This is a genomic window from Candidatus Thiodiazotropha endoloripes, from assembly GCF_001708965.1.
Taxonomy (GTDB): domain Bacteria; phylum Pseudomonadota; class Gammaproteobacteria; order Chromatiales; family Chromatiaceae; genus Thiodiazotropha; species Thiodiazotropha endoloripes.
Genome location: NZ_LVJW01000006.1, coordinates 486,972 through 508,398, shown reverse-complemented (window position 1 = coordinate 508,398; position 21,427 = coordinate 486,972). Strand labels below are relative to the sequence as shown.

Genomic DNA, 21,427 nt, shown 5'->3' with positions numbered 1-21,427 from the left:
ATAGCAGGATTTGAGAATGCTCAGTTGGCCCGATCAAGGCGCATATAGTAGTTGGGATTTCCCCGCCTCAGCTCTCTTCTTCACCAATCGGCTCATGCTCTGAGGTGGCGACCATACCGATCTGTTTCTCCAGGTTGAGAAACAGGCAGAGTGGGTTCTCATGTCTGAGGATTGAAATAATGTCGTTGAATCGACTGATCGGGAAATGGATGACTGGTTTGTCTGATTGTAGTCTATTCTGAGGTGGTTTGACGTCATCCTTGAGGAATATCAGTTCGCCAACTCTAACGTTGTCATGGAAACAGTAGACCACGGCCTCATATTTATGACCGCTGTATTGCCAGATTTTGTAGGAGTCAAAATCTTTTCTTATTGTCGCCATATTCTATCTCTGCCTCTATCTTGATTCTGCTGGAACCCGGTCAGGGTGGAGCCTGCAGACCTACCCAAGCTGCGAACTGGTGGAGCCTACGGTATCAGATTTTCTCTGGCAGACAAGGGTTGTGTTTTCTGGCTGGGTATCAGTAATCTTCCACATTGACCCGTGTCTTTGATTCACTGATCACCCAGCTTATGGCTACCCCGATTGCTGCAAAGCTATCCTCGGTGAGCAGTGGGCTGTCTTCGAAGACGGCATCGCTCAGAGTATCATAACGGACAAATGCACCAACCCAGGTGCGTTCAAAGCGCTTGGATAGGGTAAATAGAAACTGGCTGCCACTGTAACCCCCACTGGTTTGGTAGGCTGGTCGTTCATTCGTCGCATATTGGGGATCAACTCCATAGAAATAGTCGTGCTGATCCTCAGTGGCATAGATCGGTCCGGCGACAAAACCAAGATTCCAACCAGGCATTGCTGGGAGGTCGGTGATATCCAGATTGAGTCTGGGTGAAAAGACCCAGCCGATGGACTCTGATGAACGTTCAACCGTAAATGCGGCACGGGCAGGCATTCGCAGTCTGAGTGAACGTGTCCGGTTCTCGTTGCGCCACAGGGTGAGGTCGATCTGGGGCCCAAACTCAAAGGTGGTTTTGAGGTCAGGCATACCCTCACGGGCATCGATATCGTCGCTGTTGGTTGGCGGTGAAGCGGAAAAACTCAGTGTCAGATCAACCAGCTCCGAATCGAACAGACTGCCACGGATACCATGGCGGTCAGCCTTGAGAAAGTCACCGTGATAGACGAAATAGGGTACAGGCAGCAGGAAGTTGTGTGTCTTGTCAGAGCCTCGATAGGCAGGAAAGCTCATTGCACCAATGCCAATTCCGGCCTCCCACAGAGGTTTCTCCTCCGCGAGGCTTGAAAGTGGTGCGATGAGTAGAGTGACCAAGAATATTCGTAAAACGGTGTTGTGTGTCATCAAAACTTTCCCAAAGAGAGAAGGATCCTGTTGAAACTCAGTCTGTTGTATTGGCGCTGTATTTTATAGAAATTTCAATCTCAATTCATAACAGTGAGGTTACACTGCCTGAAATAGGGACATTCTATCCTGTAGTGCTGTTTTGTGTAACTTACATTCACCATGCTTGCAGACAAATAATGCCTTGGTGCACGACGAATCACTATTGCGCTAGCTTCGCTATCCGCAGACGTGGCGGTCGAATCAACGCAAAATTGTAAAGGGTGGCTGATCAAGTTTGACAACAGACGGCTTCTACCTTTTCAAAAATCAAGCGGCTGCCTATAGTGCCTTTAAACAGTTGAAGAAGATACATTGTTACAGGTGATGATTTCTCTCGGAGGAAAGGTGATCAAACAAATCGTGTTTTCACTTTTATTGACAATGCCGATACTGTCGTCAGGCAAGACACCTCCACAGCCCATGCCGATCGGGGATTGTGACTCGCCGGTATCCAGGCATGACTATACCCACTGTGATTTCAGCGGTCGGGATCTCAATGGAGTTGACCTGCAGGGTAGTCGGTTGAGTGGTGTCAATTTTCAAAATGCCCGGCTGATCGATTGTAACCTTTCCCGGGCAATCCTGGTGAAAGCGGATTTAAAGTGGGCAATGCTCTCTGGTTGCGCGGCGAATGCCGCCGATTTTACCGATGCGGATCTGTTTCATACTAATTTTGATGAAAGCTCTCTCAATCAAAGCAATTTCACCAATGCCTACCTATTTGGTGCCAGTATCAATGAGGCCAGTGCAAGCGGCGCTAATTTTTCCAACGCCAATATGAAGGATATCTCAATGGAGGAGAGTCAGTTGGATGATAGTGTTTTTGATCACGCATTTATGATGCGGGCTGTTCTCATTGGCAGTACCCTCAGGAGGACAAGTCTACGCCAGGTCGTACTGACCGGTGCGGCCCTGGAGCAGGCGGATTTTTCCCAATCGGACTTGTCAGGCTCTCTGCTGAATGGCGTGGCCTTGACCGAGACCCTGTTCAGGGAGGCCAATCTTGAGGGAGCGCGGTTTGTCAATGCACGGGTTCAGTCTGTCGATCTGACAGGGGCAAAAGGGGTGGCGAGAGATTTTCCTGGGATTTCAGATAATCACTAACCCGTTGTTATTTACAATAAAACAGACTCCAGCAGCCCTTGGCGCAATAAACTCTGCAGTTTGATATCAATCAAATCGTTCGAGGAAACCTTAAGGTTTAATAGAGCCTCAGTATCAAAAATTCTATCAAGCCGAAGATGTTGGTGATTTGTAGGACCCGGGTTGGCCCTGTCATACACGGATGGTTTGGCTTCCGGACCCGCCCGGTCGAATCAGTGTCAACAGGCCCTAAGAGGTGCTCATGATTCCACGAATCCTGTTGCTGTTGTCAATCCTGTTCGGCGTGGTTCGAGCGGAAGCTGCAAGCGATGATCAGTTAGCAGCCATTCGTGCGCTTGGTTCGCTGAATGGTGTTGCCCTGCAGTGTGGAAGAGTTGATCAGACACAAAGGATCAAACAGGTCTTGGTGAACACGCTACCCAAACAACGCCAATTGGGAGAACTGTTTGATTATCAGACCAATAAATCGTTTATGGCGTTCATCAATGACAATCGGGTTTGTCCCTCAACCGATAGATTGAAGCAACAGGTTGATCTGGCGATTGAAAAATTGAATGCGGTGTATCAGAGGCCATGAGCAATAACAGAAAATATGGCCTGATCCTGTTGATGCTTTCTGCCTGGTTGTGGCCGCTGGTGGGTAATGGGACAGAAGCCGAGGGTGAGTTTCGGGTTGTGGTAACGATCAAGCCACTGCATTCCATTCTGTCAGGCCTGATGTTAGGGATTGGTGAGCCTGAACTGTTGATCGACGATAGCCAATTGCCCCATCAGTTTACACCTTCACCTGAACAGTGGCAGCGCATGCAGCAAGCCGATCTGCTGTTCTGGGTCGGTTCGGAATTGGAATCTTCACTTGCAAAGTCGATAGAAGAGCTGGGGAAAGATACTGAGGTGATTGAGTTGTTGTCCCATTCCGGGTTGAAGGTGTTGCCATCCCGACATCAGCAACAACAGCGCGATCCACACTTTTGGCTGGATAATCGTAATCTGATGATTATGCTTGATGATCTGACACTTATCCTGCAGCAAATGGATACGAAACGTACACATCTGTATGAACGTAACCGGCAGACCGTGCTGGCCCGTTTGGCGCGCATCGACCGTGAATATGAGTATGGTTATCGGGGAATGAAAGCGGGGCTGGGTATTCAGTATCATGACACCCTGCAATATTTTGAACAGGCCTACGCCCTCAAAGTGCTTGATCACCTGAGCGGTTCGCCGACACAACAGACAGACGCCAGAGGATTGTTGCGGATACGTGAGAGGATCGCTTCCGGTGAAGCTGTGTGCCTGTTATCTGAGCGTGGTTTCCCAACACAGCATCTTGCTCTATTGACTCAGGAGACCGATATCAATCAGGGTGTTTTGAATAGTTTCGGCATTGGACTGTCACCTGGTCCTGATCTCTACTTTGAACTCATGGCGCATAATACGGATGAGATAAAGCGTTGCCTGAATGCTGATATGGTGCAGGCGAGAAAGGCCAGGAGTGCTGCTCAGCAGGATAAATTGGTTGCCGCCGAGGGTATTGGTAAAGGGACGTTTTTGTTAACTGACCATCTGGGCCGACTGGTGAGCAATGAAACCATGCTGGGTAAGTTTGCAATTGTCTACTTTGGTTATACCTACTGCCCGGATATCTGTCCAACCTCTCTGCAGATCATGTTTCAGGCGCTGAATGAACTGGGTGACAAAGCAACCCAGTTTCAACCCTACTTCATTACGATTGATCCGCAGCGGGATAGTGTTGCGGTAATGAAGAAGTATGTCGAGTATTACGACGAACGTCTGATTGGTGTTACAGGATCTGAAGCGATGATTGAACGGGTTGCCGGTCAGTTCAAAGCCAGATTCGAGCGCGTGGATGAGGCATCTGACGATCCTGATCTCTATCTGATGGATCATACTGCCAGTCTCTATCTGCTCGATCCGAGTGGCCGGTTCATTAATAAATTCGCACATGGAATCTCTCCTCAGGTACTTGCATCCAAACTTGACCGGCTGCTTGAGTAACGGACCAGTAATACCTGCTCACACACATCCATTATTAAAAAATTTGATCTATTGAAATTGTGATAGACAGGAGTACTTACAATTGAGTATTCGTGGTATCTCTTTGTGGTATTGGTCTGGCAGTTGATACAAAAAACTAAAAATTTCTGCCTCTAAATTGCCTTGTCATTTTGACATTTGACTTAAATCAATGAGGTTGACGGGGCATTTGTTGAATATCTTTCTACTCGGCATATATCAAATGTGTCTTCTCTTTATAATCACGGGGACGGGGAACGATGAACAATAGTTTGAAACGTATATCCGCATTGGGCATAGGTTTGGGGATTGGCTTGACAGCTGCAACCAATGCATGGTCCCAGTCGGCGCTTGAAGATGTCATGAAAGCGCGTGGACTATCACAGAAGGATCTGCTAGCGGCAGCGAAAACCTATACGCCAACGGGAGGGCGTGACGAATACCTGGCTTTCAGCTCCGGAGGGCAGAGCGGACAGGTCATCGTATACGGTATCCCATCGATGAGGATACTGAAATATATTGCTGTTTTCACACCTGAACCCTGGCAGGGTTACGGGTTTGATGATGAGTCAAAAGCGGTACTGGCCCAAGGTAGAATACAGGGTAAGGATATCAACTACGGCGATACCCACCATCCGGCGTTCTCTGAGACCAATGGGGAATACAACGGCCGATATCTGTTTATCAATGATAAAGCCAACCCACGTATGGCGGTTATCGATCTGCACGATTTCGAGACCAAACAGATCGTGGTCAATCCATTCATGAAATCGGAACATGGTGGTGCTTTTGTTACACCGAATACCGAATATGTGATGGAAGCTTCCCAGTATGCAGCACCGTTTGAAGATGAATTTGTACCGCTGGAGGAGTTTAACGATAAATACCGTGGCGCAGTAACCTACTGGAAGTTTGACGATAAAAAGGGTCGCCTGGATCCTTCGCAGTCGTTCACCTTTGAATTGCCTCCCTATAGTCAAGACCTTTCCGATGCGGGCAAGGGGCCTTCCATGGGTTGGGGTTTCACAAACTCTTTCTGTTCTGAAAGATATGTCGGTGGTATCGAGCGTGGACGCCCTCCTTTTGAAGCAGGCTGTTCACAAAAGGATACCGATTTTCTGCATGTGACAAACTGGAAAAAAGCTGCCGAGCTGGTTGCTGCCGGCAAAGTAAAGAAGTCCAAGGGTGCTTACATGATCCCAATGGAGCAGGCTGTCAAAGAAGGTCTGCTCTATCTGATTCCAGAACCAAAAAGTCCGCATGGTGTTGACGTCAGTCCGGACGGCACTCATATCATCGTCTCCGGTAAGCTGGACAGCCATGCCTGGGTCTACAGCTGGGAGAAGATACAAAAAGCGATTAAAGAGAAGAAGTTTGAAGGTAAGGATCCCTATGGTATCCCGATCATAGCAATGAAAGATGCATTGCATACTCAGGTTCAGGTAGGGCTTGGTCCTCTGCATACCCAATACGATGCCAAGGAGTGTGTGGTCTATACCTCGATCTATGTCGACTCAATGGTAACCAAGTGGGACTATTGTGAAGGTAAGGTGCTGGATCAATTGCATATCCACTACAATATCGGTCATCTGGTTGCGATGGAGGGTGATTCCGTATCACCGGATGGTAAATATCTTGTTTCATTGAATAAACTTGCAATTGATCGCTTCAATCCGGTCGGCCCATTGCACCCGCAGAATCATCAGTTGATCGATATCAGCGGTGACAAGATGCAGTTGCTCTACGATATGCCGTTACCTTTGGGTGAACCACACTATGTGGTCGCCATCAAAGCAGACAAACTGAAGCCCGCTGTACGCTATAAGTCTGGTTGGGACAGTCGTTCTGACAAGAAGTCACCCTACAAGACACGAGCCGGACGTGAGAAGGTTGTACGAGGTGATGATGGTATCGTACATGTCTACGGTACAGTGATCCGCTCCCATATCACTCCGGAAATCATCGAAGTGGAAGAGGGTGAAACGGTATCCATTCATCTTACCAATCTGGAACGCGCCCAAGATGAGACCCATGGATTTGCACTCTACGGTCAGAATGTAAATCTCTCGATCGAACCTGGTAAGACAGTCTCGGCTACATTCAAAGCGGATAAAGCCGGTGTCTATCCCTACTACTGCACCGAGTTCTGCTCCGCCTTGCATCTGGAAATGCAGGGTTACCTGTTAGTCAAACCAAAAGGGTACGTGGCCACCACAACCGAAATACAGGAAGGTACCAAGTATACCCAGGCTGACTATGAGAAACAGGTGAAGACCAATATTGATACTCAAGCTGTTATCGATTCCGTTGTCGGCTTCATCACCAGTCATAACTACAAAGACTTCCCTGAAGTCGTAGCCTTGGTGGAAGATGCAACAGACCAGCTGGGTTTTGCAGAAGAGGCCAAGAAAAAGTCTGAAGGTTTCGCTGCGAAGGGTGACTACCAGAACGCCACCCTGTGGGCAGGTCAATGGTGGCAATATCAAGTGAAAACGGCTGATCTTGGGTTACGCGCAAAGACCTTCCTGGAAGAGCATGGAGCTAAAAAGGTCAAATAACCGGCTCAAGTTTGAGCACTGAAGAGAAAGGGGTCTTAGGGCCCCTTTCTGCGTTTAACCATTTTATTGGCACAATTTTGGCAAGGTTTAATTGAGCAAATATATCACTGAAGTCACTTGCCTAAACGTTTATGAGTTCCCTCATCGGAACATAACCGCTCATTTCAAAAGAGGAAATTAGTATGTTGAAAATTTCAAAGCTCTTTTTTGTCGGAACTGCACTGTTGCTGGTATCGGCTGTTACCACGAATGCTCAAGCCGCTGATGGCGCAGAGCTCTATAAAACCAAAACATGCTGGTCATGTCATGGTAAAGATGCACAAACTCCGATTATGCCGATCTATCCAAAGCTTGCGGGTCAAAACGCAGACTACGCCTACAATCAGATGAAAGATATCAAGTCAGGCGTCCGCAGTAATGGTCAATCAGCCGCCATGAAAGGTGTAATGGGATTGGTCAATGACGAGGAGATGCGTGCCATTGCCGATTGGTTGAGCACGCTTTGAAAGGGCCACTTAGAAGCGGTAATCGGGGTATCCAGTTTGATGTATATCAAAGTTATCTAATATACCCCGTGGCACACTGTGAACAGTTCTTGAAACAATATTATTTACGTATTGGCGCCAGGCTAAGAAGCTAAATGATCCCCTTGCATCACAGGGGAGTGGAGAAATGAATCATGAATGTTAATCCGATAATCAAATCAGTGACCATAGCATTGGGTCTACTTGCTTGTGGCGGTGCTGGTGCTGGATGGAATGAGGCTGGTGGCGAAAAAGACGAAGCCATGTTGCTGACCCCTGACCGGGAACGGGGAATTGCCGTTTATGAAGTCTGCTCTGCCTGCCACTTGTTGGAAGGCTGGGGGCTTTCGGATGGAACCTTCCCTCAACTCGCCGGGCAGCATCGTAACGTCTTGATCAAACAGCTGGCGGATATCCGGGCACAGAACCGGGATAATCCCACCATGTATCCATTCGCTTTGGATGATCAGATTATGGCTGCCTCAGGATATCATGCCGGTGAGATCAAACCCGCACAACTGGTTGCCGATGTTACCGCATACATCGCCAAGTTACCGATGAATCCGGATAATGGTAAGGGGCCATGGAATCAGTTGTTCCCTGAGTTCACTGAAGGCAAGAAGCTGTATGATGACAACTGTACTCAGTGTCATGGCGCGAATGGTGAAGGTGACGATGAAAAGTTCTATCCGAAGATCCATGGTCAACACTATGCCTACATGCTGCGTCAGTTTGAGTGGATTCGTGACGGCAAGCGTCGCAATGCAAACCCGGAGATGGTAGAGCAGATCAAGAACTTCTCCGACAAGGATATGCAAATGGTTATTAACTATGTCTCGCGTATGCAAGTGCCCAAGGAGTTGCTTGCACCTTCCAAGGATTGGCAGAACCCTGACTACGACTAGTGCATTGATCGTTGCTCTGCTTCGCACCCTGAGCCAGGTTTTTCTCCCTTTTGACAATCTCTGTGCTCTGGAGTGTGGTAGCAAGCAGCAGATAGGTTGGGTCCTCGATCCAACCCGTAAGATGCCTGAATGGATACGCCACTCAAGCCTGTTTACTTCATTTCAAGAGAATCATCATGCCGTCTAAGCAAACGCTTCAAGTAGCCGTGCTCACCCTGGCCGCATTGGGGCTACTGACTGTCATATTCTATACACCGATATGGTGGGTTTCATTGACTGCACCAAATTATCCAGCTGAATCCTTTCCCGATGGTGTAAGAATTCACTTTCATATGAATGGTGTATTCAACGGTTGTGAGAAACAGGAAAAAGCGGAGATCGCTGAGGATGAGGCGTTGGACTGTGTGCATGAGATGGACACCATCAACCACTATGTCGGTATGTATCCGATCGCTGCAGGTGGGCCTGTCGAGCGAGGTTTCGGTCAGTTCCTGATGGTATTCATGGGTGTCATGTTATTGGGTTTTGTGTGTATCAAGCCGAAACTGAGGATTATGATTCTAGGTGGCGGATTTACCGTTATCGCGGTATGGATGGGGTTTGCGTTGTATGGCGATGGTGGATTCAAGCTGTTGAATACCGGTTATGTCAGTGCTCTGGTGACATCGCTCGATCAGGAGGCGACTTCGGAAAGCAGTGAGCCTGAAATCGTAATTGGTGGTATTACCGGTGTGCTCAAGGATTCTCTGGAGGAGTCGGGTGTTGAGGTGATCCTGCCATCACAGGTTGAAAAGGCGAAACGGGAGCAGGCAAAAGAGGGTGAGGTAAAAAAATCTCATCTCATCGAGCAGCTCAAACTGACCTATGATATTGATCAGGTAAAATCCGATCAGATGGCGCCCTGGAATGGTAGTGCCTTCCAAGTCATGTCCTGGCATTATGCGAAGAGTCTTGGTCGTTATTTTAACAACCAGGAAGAGATAGTGCCGATGGTGAAGAATCTCAAGCTGGCAATCCATGTCGTTTTTATCGGCTTGTTGGGCGCCATGGTTCTGTTGCTGTTCGGTGCACGAAAGAATGGTGGACTTTTTTACTGGCTGTTGGTGTTGGTGCCAATCGCTCTACCGGTTATTTTTGTCATAGACTACTCAGCCTGGCTCTGGTGGTACGGACATACCCTCAATGATATGGGGGCGTTTTCCGTAAAACCGTTTATGCCAACGGTTTTCGGTGACGGCAAGGTTGCGCAGTTTACAACTCACTCCTATCCCTACAAGGGATTTGGTCTGATGGTATTGTCCTCTTTGATTCTGGCAGCAGCGGCATTGATTCGATTTAAGCAGTTCAAACAGAAACAGGAATAGTCTTAATCACGATTTGAAGTGTGAATTGATGTGGTCTCTATTGGCTAACTCATGAACCTGAAATTGAAGATCACTTTTTACAATAAACCAATTGAGAGTGGTAAATTGGTTGTTGTAAATGCAGTGGACAGACAGGCCCTCTTGTCGGTAGCGTTACTGCTGCTGTTGTCTATAACTGTGTCTTATGCTTTTGCGTCAACAGAACCCTATCCGTCTTTTCAAACGCTTGTCGATAATACCGAGCCCGGTGGTATTCTCATTCCGCCTCCTGGAACTTACGCTGGTCCGGTTACCATAAGCGATGCAATTACGGTGGATGGACAGGGGAAGGTTACCATCGATGCGGGTGGAAAGGGTTCGGTGGTTGTTCTGGATACGGATGGCGCAACCATAAAGAACCTACATTTAACCAACTCCGGTGAGTCGCATAACACAATCGATTCGGGTGTGCAGGTGCGCGGCGATTTCAATGTGATCAAGGATAATGTGATCGATAACTGTTTGTTCGGCGTAGATCTGCAGCAATCTAAAAACAATATCGTACGTGCCAATCGAATTTCATCAAAGCCCTTCGATTTAGGTATCAGGGGTGATGCGATTCGACTTTGGTACAGCTTTGATAACAAGATCACAGACAATATCATTAGGGATTCACGTGATATGGTGGTTTGGTACTCAAGGGATAACCTGATTGCGCGGAACGACGCCCGAGGTGGTCGTTACTCCCTGCACTTCATGTATGCTCAATATAATGAAGTTGTTGGTAATCACTATGAGGATAACTCTGTCGGTATCTTTGTGATGTACAGCGATGGAGTACACCTGAAGAACAACTATATTGCCCATGCAACCGGCGCCACCGGCATGGGTATCGGTTTCAAGGAGACCTCGGATGTGGTGGTGACAGGTAATCAGATACTCTATTGCGCCACAGGGCTCTACCTGGATGTCTCTCCCTACCAACCCGATACCGTGAATCGTTTTGAAAACAATCTGGTCGCCTACAGTGGTATTGGGGTTCTCTTCCTTAACGACTGGACCGGCAATACTCTGAAAAACAATCGCTTTAAAGGTAACATTACTCAAGTCGCTGTCTCTGGTGGTGGTAAAACAGCCAACCGTAATCTGTGGCAGGGAAACTACTGGGATGACTATGAGGGTTTTGACCAGAATCGTGATCAGGTCGGTGACAAGCCTTATGAACTTTTCAGTTATGCCGATCGAATCTGGATGGACGTACCCTCAGCCCGTTTTTTCAAAGGTTCCCCGGTTCTTGAAGTGATGGATTTTCTCGAACGTCTGGCGCCGTTTACTCAACCCAATATGCTGGTGCGTGACGAGCAACCGATGATGTCGTCTGACCTGGCAGAACAGGTGGCGAGTGTTGATGAACCAGATCAAGTCACTCCGGTTGTCAATGAAACAGAGATTCAAGCCGATACGGAAGAGACATACGATGCCTATCGTGCTCTGCGCGAGTCGCTCGGGCGTTGAAAGAGAAAAACGACATGAGTGACAACAAGCAATCCGTAAAGAGAAAAAAGCCTACGCTGACACCAAAGCGCAAAGCACAGAGTCGTCGGGAGTTTTTACGCTCCTCAGTATTGGCTGCCGGTATGATTGGTGCCTCCATGCTGGGTTATGTTCCTGTGTTGCAAGGCACCTCATTACGCCTGCGTCCCCCCGGTGCACTTAAGACGCCGCAAGATGAGCAGCAGTTCTATGCTTCGTGTATCAAGTGTGGTCAGTGTGTTCAGGTCTGTCCTGTGGAGGCGATTAAACTGGCTGATCTGCTGGATGGATTCGGTATCGGTGTGCCCTATATCGATGCCCGTGAGCAGGCCTGTGACTTCTCTTGTGACGGTCTGCAGTGCGTATTGGCCTGTCCAACCGGTGCACTGACCCATGATCTGGATTATCCAGCCGATACGCGTATGGGTTTTGCCCGGCTTGCGAGGCCCAAGGCCTGTTTGGCAATGCAGGGGAAGGGCTTCAAGGGGCAGGCGCGAGGTGCAGACTACCGGGGATTGTTGCGATATGAAGAGGTCGATCGGTGGAACCCCATACCGGTTTCAGACCACCCCTATGATCTTGAGATATGCGATCTGTGTGTGCGTCAATGTCCGATCGAGATTCGAATCACCCAATGCGAAGCAGCGGAATCAGAAAAAACAGACCAACCGGTTGCCCGGGTGGCACAACAGATAGGCAATGCCTGTCCGCCAAAACATGCCATTACACTTGAACCGGTTGAGTTGGGGGATGGGGTAGTGCGTATGAAACCAGTGGTGCAGGAAGGGTGTGTCGGATGTGGTGTCTGCGAGATGATCTGCCCGGTGGAGAGTGCTGCCATTGTGGTCGATCTGGATAAGAACGCCGATACGGTCAAGGAGTCATGAGATGAGCTATATCAAAGACTCGATTGAACATCTGATTGGTAACAAGATTCCACGACCATCGAAACAGCAACAGAGTGCGGAAGTTCAGGCCATCTATGCAGGTAAAAAAGGCAAACTCAGCAAAGCGGATGTGGAAGCGGTTCGCCACGCACACAAGAGTACCTTTCTCAGTAAGTGGCAAAAACGCCGTTGGGCGACCCTGATCTTTGTCAATATGCTGTTTGTGGCCTCTTTCTATTTCGATGTGCAGTTGGTGGAAGGGGCATTGACCGGTGCGCGTGTGATGGGTTTTCATTTCGCCGATTTGAATGCTGCCTTACAGGTTGCACTGGCCTATAAGCATATTGTGCTCAACCTGGTGATCGGTATCGTCACGGTTTTTTTGATGTGGCTGCTGTTGGGAGGGAGGACATTCTGCTCCTGGGTCTGTCCCTACCACCTGTTGTCAGAGTGGGCTGAATATCTGCACCTGTGGCTGGTGAAAAAGAGAGTGATCAAGAACCATACCTTCAACCGTAAGGTGCGTATTGTCTTTTACGTGGTATTTGCGTTGTTGGCGTTAATCACGGGATATACGGTGTTTGAGACAATCTCGCCGACCGGAATTCTCAGTCGTGCACTGATCTATGGCCCAGGTCTGGCGCTGGTGTGGGTCGGTCTGCTGTTACTATTTGAAATCTTTTATTCACGTCGTGCCTGGTGCCGTTACGTCTGCCCCATCGGGGTGACTTACGGCGTGGTCGGATTGTTATCACCGGTGCGGGTCAAATACAACGCTGAGGCCTGTCACCATGAGGGGGATTGCCGCAAGGTCTGTCTGGTGCCCCATGTACTGGAGCTGACGATCCGTAGCGGTGCACGGGATGTCAATCAGGATGTCTCATCCGATTGTACCCGATGTGGAATGTGTGTGGATGTCTGTCCAACCGACTCCCTGACCTATGAGGTCAAGGGATTGAGCAAGATGTTGAAGTGATCCTATGATTGAATTCGAAAACATCGTTAAACATTTTCGCCGGCATCAGGTGCTGAAGGGTATCAACCTGACCATTGAACGCGGCCAACGGGTTGCGCTGGTGGGTTCCAACGGGGCAGGGAAAACAACTCTGATTCGTTGTCTATTGGGTGAATATACCTGTCATGGCAGAGTTCTGGTGGATGACAAAGATCCCAGGCTTTATCGTCGCGAAGTACTCTCCAAGGTCGGTTTCGTACCTCAGTTGCCGCCGCCACTGCGAATGCCGGTTGGGCAGTTGATCCGCTTTGCCGCCAGTTTATGCGACTCCGATCCGCAACGGATGGTTGCGGTAGCGGAAGAGCTGGGATTCGATGCGCAACATTTCCACAAACAGCCGTTCGTCAAACTCTCCGGTGGTCAGAAACAGAAGTTGCTGATTGCCATTGCCCTTGGCCGGGATAGCCAACTGTTGGTGATGGATGAGCCTGCTGCCAATCTCGACCCGCAGGCACGCCATATCTTTTTCAAGTTGCTGGCGGGGAAAAAGGATCACGCTGCGATGCTGATCTCAAGTCATCGTCTCGATGAGGTGGCTGCGCTGGTGAATCGGGTCGTCGAAATGGATCAGGGAGAGATCGTACTCGATGACCGGGTGGCCGACCTGGTCGATCTTTCTTCACGCCTCTATTGCCGAATTCGTCTGATTCAGGCGGAAGAGGCGTTTGCAAAGGCGATCGGTGAGTGGGGATTCAGCGCATCAGAAAACGGTCAGGTTTGGGATGGCTATATCGCAGGCCCAGATCGTTTACGGTTTCTCGGTCTGCTCTCACGTTATGCCGCACTGCTATCCGCCATGGAGATCAGTGAGGTTGAGCAGCAGCAGGGGGCTTCAATCAATGTGGTTTAGAAGCTATAAGCAATTTGGTATCTCTGTGTTTTTGGCGATGCTGGTGGCTTGCTCCGGGGATACCGGCACAGGCCCCAAAGAGGTCAAGTGGGACAGGGATGCCTGCGAGCGGTGCCGGATGGTTGTAAGCGACCATTTTCATGCAGCCCAGATTCGTTATCTTGCGCCTGATAAGAAACGCACCGAGGTGGCGATGTTCGATGATATCGGCTGTGCCACTCTCTGGTTGGCAGGTAAGCCCTGGGAAAGTGATCCGAACACCGAGATCTGGGTGGCCGATCATCGAACCGGGGATTGGATCGATGCCCGTAAAGCCACTTATGTGGAAGGCAACCTTACGCCGATGGAGTTTGGCCTTGGCGCACAGTCGGAGACGGCTCCCGGTGGGCTCAACTTCGAGCAGGCCAAACAGCATATCATCAAGGTGGAAAAGCGTTTCGATCACCATGGGGTGCATCTGATGGAGCGTCTGAAACAACAGGCAAAGCGCCGACAGGGCGTAACAGAGCAACCACCGACTGGGACAGTCGACTGAACAGGAAATCTATCCGATGCGATACCTTTGGCTGGCAGCTTACACCGATATCATAGAGTCACTGCGGGCACGCTGGTTTATGGTTTATGCCATGGTGTTCGGTGGCCTGGTGGTGATTCTGTTCGCCTTCGGCCTGGCGGAATCCCGGATCATGGGCTTTACTGGTCTCTCTCGCCTGTTGATAACCTACATTCAACTCTCGATGGCGATATTGCCGATTTTTGTATTGATTACCACGGTACGCTCGGTGGCTGGCGATCGGGAGGCTGGGGTGTTTGAGTATCTTCTCTCCCTGCCGATTACCCTCGGGGCCTGGTTTTGGGGAAGGGTGATTGGCCGGTTTTTCGTGGTCTTCCTGCCAGTGTTTGTGGCGATGCTGGGTGCCACAGCCTGGGGCCTGCTCAAAGGTGTGTCGGCACCCTGGCATCTGTTGGTCTACTATACAGGCCTGCTGATGGCGCTGGCCTGGTGTTTTCTCGGCATCGGTATGTTGATCTCCACCTTGGCACGCAGTGCCGACGTGGCCCAGGGTGCGGCCTTCGTTGTCTGGCTGACCCTGTTGCTGTTTCTGGATCTGATTCTGTTGGGAGTTTTGATTCAGGAGCAGTTGCCGCCGGAAACCGCGGTCGGTATTGCCCTGGCAAATCCGATGCAAGTGTTTCGCACCGCAACGATGATGCTGTTTGATCCACAGTTGGTGCTGCTCGGTCCGACAGCATATGTGATACTGGATAGTTTCGGTCAGACCGGATATATCGTCTATGCCATGCTCTATCCGATCGCCCTAGGAACACTATGCGCTGCCCTGGGATACCAATATTTCAAACGCAGTGATCTACCTTAGAGTATGTATGTGGTTTACTCGGTGAAGTGGCAGGTGAGTGCGCAATGGCAGTATTGATTAAGGGGCAACACCAATTGTGGATCCTGGCCGGCCTGTTGACAATTGCCGTGTCTGCTGTTGCGATCTACAAAGCACAACCGATTCTGTTTCCAGAAGTGACCCGATCAGGGGAGCTTGATCCCGATTGCGATCTTCGCGCCGGCCCCTGTGTATCCCAATTGAATGATGCTGTGCGTGTCAGCTTTGCGATCGAGCCGAGGGAGATACCTCTGGTGAAACCGTTGCATCTGCAAGTCTCACTGGAAGGTATACAGGCCGATCAGGTTCAGGTCGATTTTACCGGTGTGGATATGAACATGGGTTTTAACCGAGTGACCTTGAATGACGCTGGCGCTGGTGAGTTCAAGGGGGATGGTATGTTGCCGGTCTGTGTTTGGGATGCGATGGAGTGGGAAGCCAAAGTGCTGATATCAACCGGGCAGGGATTGATCTCCATGCCGTATCGCTTCATTACGGTCAGACCGGGGATTCCGTTGCCTGGAAGTGAAGATTAGGTTGGTAGCCTGGGCTTTGCCCGTTCAAGGCCTGTTGAAGCTGCGTAGAGTTGTTTGGCTAATCGTCCAGAATCGAGAGGTAGGCGAACATATCGGTCAGTTCCTGATCTGTGAACTCCGCCAGTAACTCATCATCGGGCGCCTCTTCATCATGTATGCGGATACCGTTACGGTATTTTTTGACCTGTCGCCAAAGGTAGCTGGTGTATTGTCCAGCCAACATCGGCACGGCTTTTTCCATATCGCCCATGCCGTCACGCCCATGACAGGATGCGCACTCCTTGCGGTACTGCTTCTTGCCTTTCTCAATATCTCCCGGGGCACGGGGAATCTGCATCAACCGTTTTGAGGCCAACAGACGTTCGTAGGCGTTGAAATCCTCAGAGGTTTCATCCACCGGCGGGAGTTTTGTTTTCAGTACAATCTGTGAAAGAAAATGGGAAATATCCCGAATATCCTCATCAGGCATCTGCCGGTGGTCGACATACTCCACCATGGCGAGATTGGGGCGCTGTCGGTCACGGAACAGGTGCAGCTGCCTGGCCAGGAAAGCGCTCGGCATGCCGGCAAGTCTGGGATATTCCCCCTCTTTACCACCCTGTCCATACTCCCCATGGCAACCGGCACAGACTTCATTAATCTCCTCGCCATTTTCCAGATCGATGGCAAAAGAGGATGCTGGCAGCAAAATCATCGTAAGAATCAGTTGCTTGGTGAGTTGCATAGTCGTTTTCTCTCAGAAAGTCAGGGCTAAACCGAAACCACCACGTGCAGAGAATCTTGGCATGTTTTTCAGCTAAGGGTTTGATATCAATCAAGTCGGCCGATATCGATAGACACTTCCAAATAAGGGGACTATGAATAGCGCTTGTGACTCGCTCCATCTCATGGGTGCGGCTGCCCCGGGTCAGACTTTGAGTATAGCCCCGGCGTTATCCAGTTGCCTTGTGGAGTCGTTTGTTTACTGCATTCGGAGTGACCAGATCCATGTACTGGGCTGGCTTGATCGCTAACCGTCAAAATGGATAGTGGTGGGTCAAAGACTAACCAGACCAGACCGGGATGAATCGTAACTGAGATTTCAGTAACCTGAAGAGATCAGGAGGAGTAACCCGCCTTATCTCCCCAGATCTCTTTCAAGCGCTCATCACGCTGACAACCCCAACGATAGAGTTTGTATTTGACGGGATTGTTCTTGTAGAAATCCTGATGATAGCTCTCAGCTCCCTGAATGGGATAAAAGACAGACTGGTCCAATATTTTTGTGGCGACCGCCTGATCAGGAAAACGGGTTTCAACTGCATTTTTGGTCTGCTTGGCGATCTCACGCTCATTCTCATTGGCGACAAAAATTGCACTTAAGTAGCTGTGGCCTTTGTCGCAGAACTGTCCTCTATCATCAAAAGGATCGATATTCTGCCAGTAGTGGTCGATTAACTGCTGATAGCTGATCTTGTCTGGGTCGTAGGTGATTTCAACCGCCTCGTAGTGGCCGTCATGGTTGCCGTTGTATGTGGGGTTTTTCAATGTACCGCCGGTAAACCCCGAGATTACATCAATCACACCCTCCAGCTTTTCAAAATCGGACTCCATGCACCAGAAGCAGCCGCCAGCCAATGTCGCCTTCGCTGCTGAGGCATTCATGGAAAAGCTCATTTGAGCAAGCACAACCACAACCACTATTTTATAATTCACTTGCCGACTCCAGATAGGATTTGTCGGGTGAGCAGAATGTTTTGTTTTAGCCATTATCAAAACACTACTAAGTTGTGACCCTGCTTTCCACCCTATCAACTCAAACGTTATTAATTTGTGATTAATGATGAGACCAGCCGATCCATCGTTGTTTGACTGCAAGTGATATCAACATGATTCATCTGTTTCCTTGGTAAATCCAGGGAATATTTGATGAATCGCTAACTGTGTGCACTGGAGTATATCGACCAGAACTCGCCATGCCTGCTTTTATGTGAACAAAAAGTATTTTCGAATCAATAGGCTAGTGACATACTGTTGCAGTGTATAGAATAGTCCTTAAGGTATCTGGCAGCGGTTACCTGAGTTTCCGTTGTGGATTAACAGATTGTTTTCGGATTTTGCAGTCCAGTTGGCTTTATGTAATCAGGCCATTACCAGGTCTCCATCAAATAGTTGGGTATCTATACGAATGTTTCTGCAATATTTACTTCTTATATGTATGGTTATATCACTCTTCACGAGCGCCTATGCATCGGACAAGCTGCAACAAAGTGATTTGCACAGAGTGGCTGATTTGGCAGCTAGAGGGGAACTCCCGATCTTGCTGATTGTGTCCCAGCACCATTGTCCTTTCTGTGTGCGATTGAAAGAGGAGATAATTTTCCCGATGCGACTCAGTGGGGAGTATCAGGATAGCGTGATCATGGTGGAGATTCTGCTGGACTCTACTGAGATGATTCGTGACCTGAAGGGTAATCTTGTCGATCCAGGAAAGATTGGCGAAACCTATGATGTCTGGGTAACGCCAACCCTGTTGTTTCTGGATCATACAGGACGAGAGGTTCATCAGCGCATGCTGGGCGTCAACACAATCGAGATGTACAGCCACTATCTGGATGCATCCTTGGAAGCCGCACTCGAAGCTGTCAAAAAGGGAGATAAAAGTTACACGCCGACAAGAAAGGATATTATTGGAGATGCGCCTGGGTATGATCAGTTATACTGAAGTTAAGAACCGTGCTATCGAAGATTAGGAATCATTGTCTAAAGCGCACTGCCATCCCCAGGACTCCAACTTGTCGATGAACGCTTCAGCCTTTCGTTGACAATAATTCTCCTCATTCTGAGCTTCCCATAAGGTACGTGGTATGACGTTCTCTTTAGGTTTCGCGTAGTAAACTTTACAGGGTAATCTGCTGGGTTCATTCGGGTAGAGAATGACAACACTTCTCGTCAGTTCCTGATAGTGACAGCTCCATGAGTCCGCCATGCTAACGGATGGGCTCATGAGCAGTATCAGCAACAGCCCGCACGCTTTGTGAATCAGGTATTTCATGATGGATCTCCAGATCGATACAAAGATAAATCAATTCTGTTTATTTCAGAAAGGCTGTATCGGGATAAAACAACTTAGACATCTCAAAATAGTACCAAATCAAAAACAGGGTTTCAGTTTTTCCTGCGGTTTCATAACCATAATATAACAATATCGATCTGTTTATCGTTGTTTAATTGAGTTCAATATCAGACCGGTAAGCCCTCTGCTGTTGTTGAATTTAAACACCGAACGATTGTTTTGGTTGCCGTTACTGGTATTCGGCATTAGGCTGAATTGGCTTTTAAAGCAGTCACAATAAAATGAAAGCAGACCTACAGGAGAGTCAAGCTTCACCCGACCGTTCACAAAAAGGAGAATTACATGGAGTATCCAACCGCGATTGCACTCGATAAAGACGCTCTGCGGAGTAATGTCGTACGTGTCACGATTCCCGCCAAAGCGATGTTTGATCTGAAGAAAATGCAGAAAATTACCGAATCCGTGCTCGATCAGCTCGGTTGCGGCAATTGTCACTCGGGGCACGATATCCGTTTCGATATCGAGAAGCAGTTTATTGTTGATGAGAAGTTGAAAGTTCACAGCCAAATGGAATTGATGAGGCGTTGAAAACAGAACCACTGGGCGTAGGCCTGGTCTACATTCCGGGGCTCGAACCTCTGTTCGAGTCACCGGATGGAGCGGTACAGGTCCTGGAACTGGAACCGCAGGTGTTGTGGCGTTACTTCCCCAACCGGGATCAGCCTTACGAAAATCAACTCGAATTTCTTAGTCGATTACAGGCACTGCCACAGGCCAAAACCGTCCATGGGGTCGGCTTCCCGGTGGGAGGTTCGCGGATTCCGGATCCCAGGCATATCCCCCCTTTATGCGAAGCGATTCAAACCCTGAATGCAGCCTGGGCCAGCGAACATCTGGTGTTCAATGAATCTGTCGATGCGCAGGGCAAACCGGTGCAAACCGGTTTTTTTCTTCCGCCGCTGGCTACGCCATCCGGTGTCGAAGCGGCTTGTCGTACCATTCAGGCAGTCTCCGGTAAGCTTCCAGTACCCTTTGCGGTTGAGACACCAACCAATTATCTGAAACCCATGCCGGCTGAAATGAGTGACGGAGCCTTCACCGCTGCAGTGGTCGAGGCGGCGGATTGTGGCATTCTCCTTGATCTACATAACATCTGGACGAATGAGCGTAACGGCCGGCAAACGGTTGAGGCCTTTCTCAGTGAGATACCCCTCGAACGGGTGTGTGAGATACATCTGGCAGGAGGCTTGAAGTATGGGGATTACTGGCTTGATGCCCACTCGGGGGATATCCCGCGTCCTGTCATCGAATGGGCGCAACGATTGATTCCCTATCTCCCCAATCTTGCTGCGGTGATCTATGAGATTCTGCCCGCTTACCTTCCGCGGTTTGGTCTGGATGGTGTACGTCGGGCTGTTGATGAGATGCATGACCTTTGGAGTTACCGTCGCTCTGCTCAGGAAAGTGAAAAGCCATTCAACAATAGGAAACCCATGACGGTAACCGACGATCGTGGCTTGACCCCCGAGATCTGGGAGAGAAGGCTCTCCGCACAGATACTCTTTGCCAGTGAATCTGACGATGAGTTGAGCGGGCAACTTGCTGGCGATCCGGCGATTGCATTGATCCGAGAACTGAACAGAAAGTTCCGTTTGAGCGCAGTCATTTCCAATCTCAGGATGAGTATCAGATTATTGATGCTCAGTCTGGATGTGGCCTCGTTTGACCGGCTTGTGGCGGATTACTGTTTCAGCCGGACGCCGGATCGATTCGCGGTCATTGAGTCACAACATTTTGCGGACTACATCAGAAAACTTGATCTGGAAATTCCCTACCTGTACGAAGTTCTGAATTACGAAATCACCGCCATGGATGTCATTGCCGACGGTCAGGCGCGTACTGTCCCCTTTACCACAGACCCTCAAACACTGCTTGAGACCCTGGGCCGGGGTGAGTTGCCGATCGAACTGCCGACGGCTGATTATGAGGCTGAGATCACCCCACCCGAAGAGCGGGCATTCGAAACCCAAACCCTGATCCACTAGCCTGTCAAATTATATCAAACAGTAATTGTCCCCATTCAAATTAACGGGTTAATTTCAGTTGGTTTCTCCAGCCTATCGAGATTTATGACGTGAAGAGAGATAACCAATCATCAGTATGCCAAACTGACGAAGTGAGTAGCTCCCCTCTCCCTTTGCGGGAGAGGGGCTTTTATGCGGGCTCCTGAGTAAAATTTTAGTTAACGGGACAGCAGTGACTTCCTATACTTGTTCTATG

Annotated in this window: 22 protein-coding genes; 17 read left to right on the top strand and 5 right to left on the bottom strand. The window is 49.3% G+C overall.

Annotated features, from left to right (window positions below):
* Nucleotides 1–67: 67 nt before the first annotated feature.
* Complete coding sequence (locus tag A3193_RS12830) at nucleotides 68–382, bottom strand: hypothetical protein (protein ID WP_069003836.1); 315 nt, start codon at nucleotides 380–382, stop codon at nucleotides 68–70.
* Between the two features lie 139 nt (nucleotides 383–521).
* Nucleotides 522–1,361, bottom strand: a complete 840-nt coding sequence (locus tag A3193_RS12825; RefSeq protein WP_069003837.1) for a MipA/OmpV family protein — start codon at nucleotides 1,359–1,361, stop codon at nucleotides 522–524.
* A gap of 387 nt (nucleotides 1,362–1,748) precedes the next feature.
* Here A3193_RS12825 and A3193_RS12820 point away from each other — a divergent pair, with 387 nt between their 5' ends.
* The 14 genes from A3193_RS12820 (at nucleotide 1,749) to A3193_RS12755 (ending at nucleotide 16,092) form a co-directional block, all read left to right on the top strand.
* Nucleotides 1,749–2,507, top strand: coding sequence for a pentapeptide repeat-containing protein (locus A3193_RS12820; RefSeq protein WP_162272435.1), 759 nt, complete (start codon nucleotides 1,749–1,751; stop codon nucleotides 2,505–2,507).
* Nucleotides 2,508–2,748: 241 nt separating this feature from the next.
* Nucleotides 2,749–3,084 (top strand): hypothetical protein, encoded by a 336-nt coding sequence (locus A3193_RS12815; RefSeq protein ID WP_069003838.1) that lies wholly within the window; start codon nucleotides 2,749–2,751, stop codon nucleotides 3,082–3,084.
* A complete protein-coding gene (locus A3193_RS12810; protein WP_069015016.1) occupies nucleotides 3,081–4,526 on the top strand; it encodes a metal ABC transporter solute-binding protein, Zn/Mn family in 1,446 nt (481 codons plus the stop codon). Before A3193_RS12815 ends, A3193_RS12810 begins: the two co-directional genes overlap by 4 nt.
* A gap of 278 nt (nucleotides 4,527–4,804) precedes the next feature.
* A complete protein-coding gene (nosZ, locus tag A3193_RS12805) occupies nucleotides 4,805–7,102 on the top strand; it encodes a Sec-dependent nitrous-oxide reductase (RefSeq protein WP_069015015.1) in 2,298 nt (765 codons plus the stop codon).
* Between the two features lie 182 nt (nucleotides 7,103–7,284).
* On the top strand, nucleotides 7,285–7,608 hold the full coding sequence (locus tag A3193_RS12800; RefSeq protein WP_069015014.1) for a c-type cytochrome: 324 nt from the start codon (nucleotides 7,285–7,287) through the stop codon (nucleotides 7,606–7,608).
* Nucleotides 7,609–7,781: 173 nt separating this feature from the next.
* The gene (locus A3193_RS12795) at nucleotides 7,782–8,531 is read left to right on the top strand and encodes a c-type cytochrome (protein ID WP_071932363.1); all 750 of its coding nucleotides are present in this window, start codon (nucleotides 7,782–7,784) and stop codon (nucleotides 8,529–8,531) included.
* A 176-nt stretch (nucleotides 8,532–8,707) separates the two neighbouring features.
* Complete coding sequence (locus tag A3193_RS12790) at nucleotides 8,708–9,895, top strand: hypothetical protein (RefSeq protein WP_235614997.1); 1,188 nt, start codon at nucleotides 8,708–8,710, stop codon at nucleotides 9,893–9,895.
* Between the two features lie 51 nt (nucleotides 9,896–9,946).
* Nucleotides 9,947–11,389 (top strand): nitrous oxide reductase family maturation protein NosD, encoded by a 1,443-nt coding sequence (nosD, locus tag A3193_RS12785; protein WP_083218757.1) that lies wholly within the window; start codon nucleotides 9,947–9,949, stop codon nucleotides 11,387–11,389.
* Nucleotides 11,390–11,403: 14 nt separating this feature from the next.
* Nucleotides 11,404–12,294, top strand: coding sequence for a 4Fe-4S binding protein (locus tag A3193_RS12780; protein WP_069003843.1), 891 nt, complete (start codon nucleotides 11,404–11,406; stop codon nucleotides 12,292–12,294).
* A gap of 1 nt (nucleotide 12,295) precedes the next feature.
* Nucleotides 12,296–13,270, top strand: coding sequence for a NapH/MauN family ferredoxin-type protein (locus A3193_RS12775; RefSeq protein ID WP_069003844.1), 975 nt, complete (start codon nucleotides 12,296–12,298; stop codon nucleotides 13,268–13,270).
* A gap of 4 nt (nucleotides 13,271–13,274) precedes the next feature.
* Nucleotides 13,275–14,159: an ABC transporter ATP-binding protein gene (locus tag A3193_RS12770; protein WP_069015013.1), complete on the top strand. Its 885-nt coding sequence runs from the start codon at nucleotides 13,275–13,277 to the stop codon at nucleotides 14,157–14,159.
* Nucleotides 14,149–14,694 (top strand): nitrous oxide reductase accessory protein NosL, encoded by a 546-nt coding sequence (locus A3193_RS12765; protein ID WP_069015012.1) that lies wholly within the window; start codon nucleotides 14,149–14,151, stop codon nucleotides 14,692–14,694. The genes A3193_RS12770 and A3193_RS12765 overlap by 11 nt, the downstream gene beginning before the upstream one ends.
* A gap of 16 nt (nucleotides 14,695–14,710) precedes the next feature.
* Nucleotides 14,711–15,538 carry an ABC transporter permease gene (locus A3193_RS12760; protein WP_069003847.1) on the top strand — a complete coding sequence of 276 codons (828 nt, stop codon included), beginning with the start codon at nucleotides 14,711–14,713 and terminating at the stop codon, nucleotides 15,536–15,538.
* A 44-nt stretch (nucleotides 15,539–15,582) separates the two neighbouring features.
* On the top strand, nucleotides 15,583–16,092 hold the full coding sequence (locus tag A3193_RS12755; RefSeq protein ID WP_069003848.1) for a hypothetical protein: 510 nt from the start codon (nucleotides 15,583–15,585) through the stop codon (nucleotides 16,090–16,092).
* Nucleotides 16,093–16,150: 58 nt separating this feature from the next.
* Here A3193_RS12755 and A3193_RS12750 read toward each other — a convergent pair whose 3' ends face one another.
* Both A3193_RS12750 and msrA read right to left on the bottom strand, forming a co-directional pair.
* Nucleotides 16,151–16,816 carry a c-type cytochrome gene (locus A3193_RS12750; RefSeq protein ID WP_069003849.1) on the bottom strand — a complete coding sequence of 222 codons (666 nt, stop codon included), beginning with the start codon at nucleotides 16,814–16,816 and terminating at the stop codon, nucleotides 16,151–16,153.
* A 374-nt stretch (nucleotides 16,817–17,190) separates the two neighbouring features.
* Complete coding sequence (gene msrA, locus A3193_RS12745) at nucleotides 17,191–17,787, bottom strand: peptide-methionine (S)-S-oxide reductase MsrA (RefSeq protein WP_305782035.1); 597 nt, start codon at nucleotides 17,785–17,787, stop codon at nucleotides 17,191–17,193.
* 472 nt (nucleotides 17,788–18,259) lie between these two features.
* Here msrA and A3193_RS12740 point away from each other — a divergent pair, with 472 nt between their 5' ends.
* The gene (locus A3193_RS12740; RefSeq protein WP_139116901.1) at nucleotides 18,260–18,796 is read left to right on the top strand and encodes a thioredoxin family protein; all 537 of its coding nucleotides are present in this window, start codon (nucleotides 18,260–18,262) and stop codon (nucleotides 18,794–18,796) included.
* Between the two features lie 24 nt (nucleotides 18,797–18,820).
* Here the strand turns inward: A3193_RS12740 and A3193_RS12735 are convergent, their stop codons facing one another.
* Entirely contained in the window at nucleotides 18,821–19,126 is a 306-nt protein-coding gene (locus A3193_RS12735; RefSeq protein WP_083218756.1) for a hypothetical protein, read from the bottom strand.
* A gap of 363 nt (nucleotides 19,127–19,489) precedes the next feature.
* Here A3193_RS12735 and A3193_RS12730 point away from each other — a divergent pair, with 363 nt between their 5' ends.
* On the top strand, nucleotides 19,490–19,735 hold the full coding sequence (locus A3193_RS12730; protein ID WP_068990229.1) for a hypothetical protein: 246 nt from the start codon (nucleotides 19,490–19,492) through the stop codon (nucleotides 19,733–19,735).
* The gene (locus A3193_RS12725) at nucleotides 19,732–21,192 is read left to right on the top strand and encodes an MbnB/TglH/ChrH family RiPP precursor modification enzyme (RefSeq protein ID WP_069015010.1); all 1,461 of its coding nucleotides are present in this window, start codon (nucleotides 19,732–19,734) and stop codon (nucleotides 21,190–21,192) included. Before A3193_RS12730 ends, A3193_RS12725 begins: the two co-directional genes overlap by 4 nt.
* Nucleotides 21,193–21,427 lie beyond the last annotated feature (235 nt).

Bases quoted from the DNA above. Each gene is read 5' to 3' on its own strand.
- A3193_RS12830 (WP_069003836.1), bottom strand. From the start codon at position 382: ATGGCGACAATAAGAAAAGATTTTGACTCCTACAAAATCTGGCAATAC.
- A3193_RS12825 (WP_069003837.1), bottom strand. From the start codon at position 1,361: ATGACACACAACACCGTTTTACGAATATTCTTGGTCACTCTACTCATC.
- A3193_RS12815 (WP_069003838.1), top strand. From the start codon at position 2,749: ATGATTCCACGAATCCTGTTGCTGTTGTCAATCCTGTTCGGCGTGGTT.
- A3193_RS12810 (WP_069015016.1), top strand. From the start codon at position 3,081: ATGAGCAATAACAGAAAATATGGCCTGATCCTGTTGATGCTTTCTGCC.
- nosZ (WP_069015015.1), top strand. From the start codon at position 4,805: ATGAACAATAGTTTGAAACGTATATCCGCATTGGGCATAGGTTTGGGG.
- A3193_RS12800 (WP_069015014.1), top strand. From the start codon at position 7,285: ATGTTGAAAATTTCAAAGCTCTTTTTTGTCGGAACTGCACTGTTGCTG.
- A3193_RS12795 (WP_071932363.1), top strand. From the start codon at position 7,782: ATGAATGTTAATCCGATAATCAAATCAGTGACCATAGCATTGGGTCTA.
- A3193_RS12790 (WP_235614997.1), top strand. From the start codon at position 8,708: ATGCCGTCTAAGCAAACGCTTCAAGTAGCCGTGCTCACCCTGGCCGCA.
- nosD (WP_083218757.1), top strand. From the start codon at position 9,947: ATGAACCTGAAATTGAAGATCACTTTTTACAATAAACCAATTGAGAGT.
- A3193_RS12780 (WP_069003843.1), top strand. From the start codon at position 11,404: ATGAGTGACAACAAGCAATCCGTAAAGAGAAAAAAGCCTACGCTGACA.
- A3193_RS12775 (WP_069003844.1), top strand. From the start codon at position 12,296: ATGAGCTATATCAAAGACTCGATTGAACATCTGATTGGTAACAAGATT.
- A3193_RS12770 (WP_069015013.1), top strand. From the start codon at position 13,275: ATGATTGAATTCGAAAACATCGTTAAACATTTTCGCCGGCATCAGGTG.
- A3193_RS12765 (WP_069015012.1), top strand. From the start codon at position 14,149: ATGTGGTTTAGAAGCTATAAGCAATTTGGTATCTCTGTGTTTTTGGCG.
- A3193_RS12760 (WP_069003847.1), top strand. From the start codon at position 14,711: ATGCGATACCTTTGGCTGGCAGCTTACACCGATATCATAGAGTCACTG.
- A3193_RS12755 (WP_069003848.1), top strand. From the start codon at position 15,583: ATGGCAGTATTGATTAAGGGGCAACACCAATTGTGGATCCTGGCCGGC.
- A3193_RS12750 (WP_069003849.1), bottom strand. From the start codon at position 16,816: ATGCAACTCACCAAGCAACTGATTCTTACGATGATTTTGCTGCCAGCA.
- A3193_RS12740 (WP_139116901.1), top strand. From the start codon at position 18,260: ATGTTTCTGCAATATTTACTTCTTATATGTATGGTTATATCACTCTTC.
- A3193_RS12735 (WP_083218756.1), bottom strand. From the start codon at position 19,126: ATGAAATACCTGATTCACAAAGCGTGCGGGCTGTTGCTGATACTGCTC.
- A3193_RS12730 (WP_068990229.1), top strand. From the start codon at position 19,490: ATGGAGTATCCAACCGCGATTGCACTCGATAAAGACGCTCTGCGGAGT.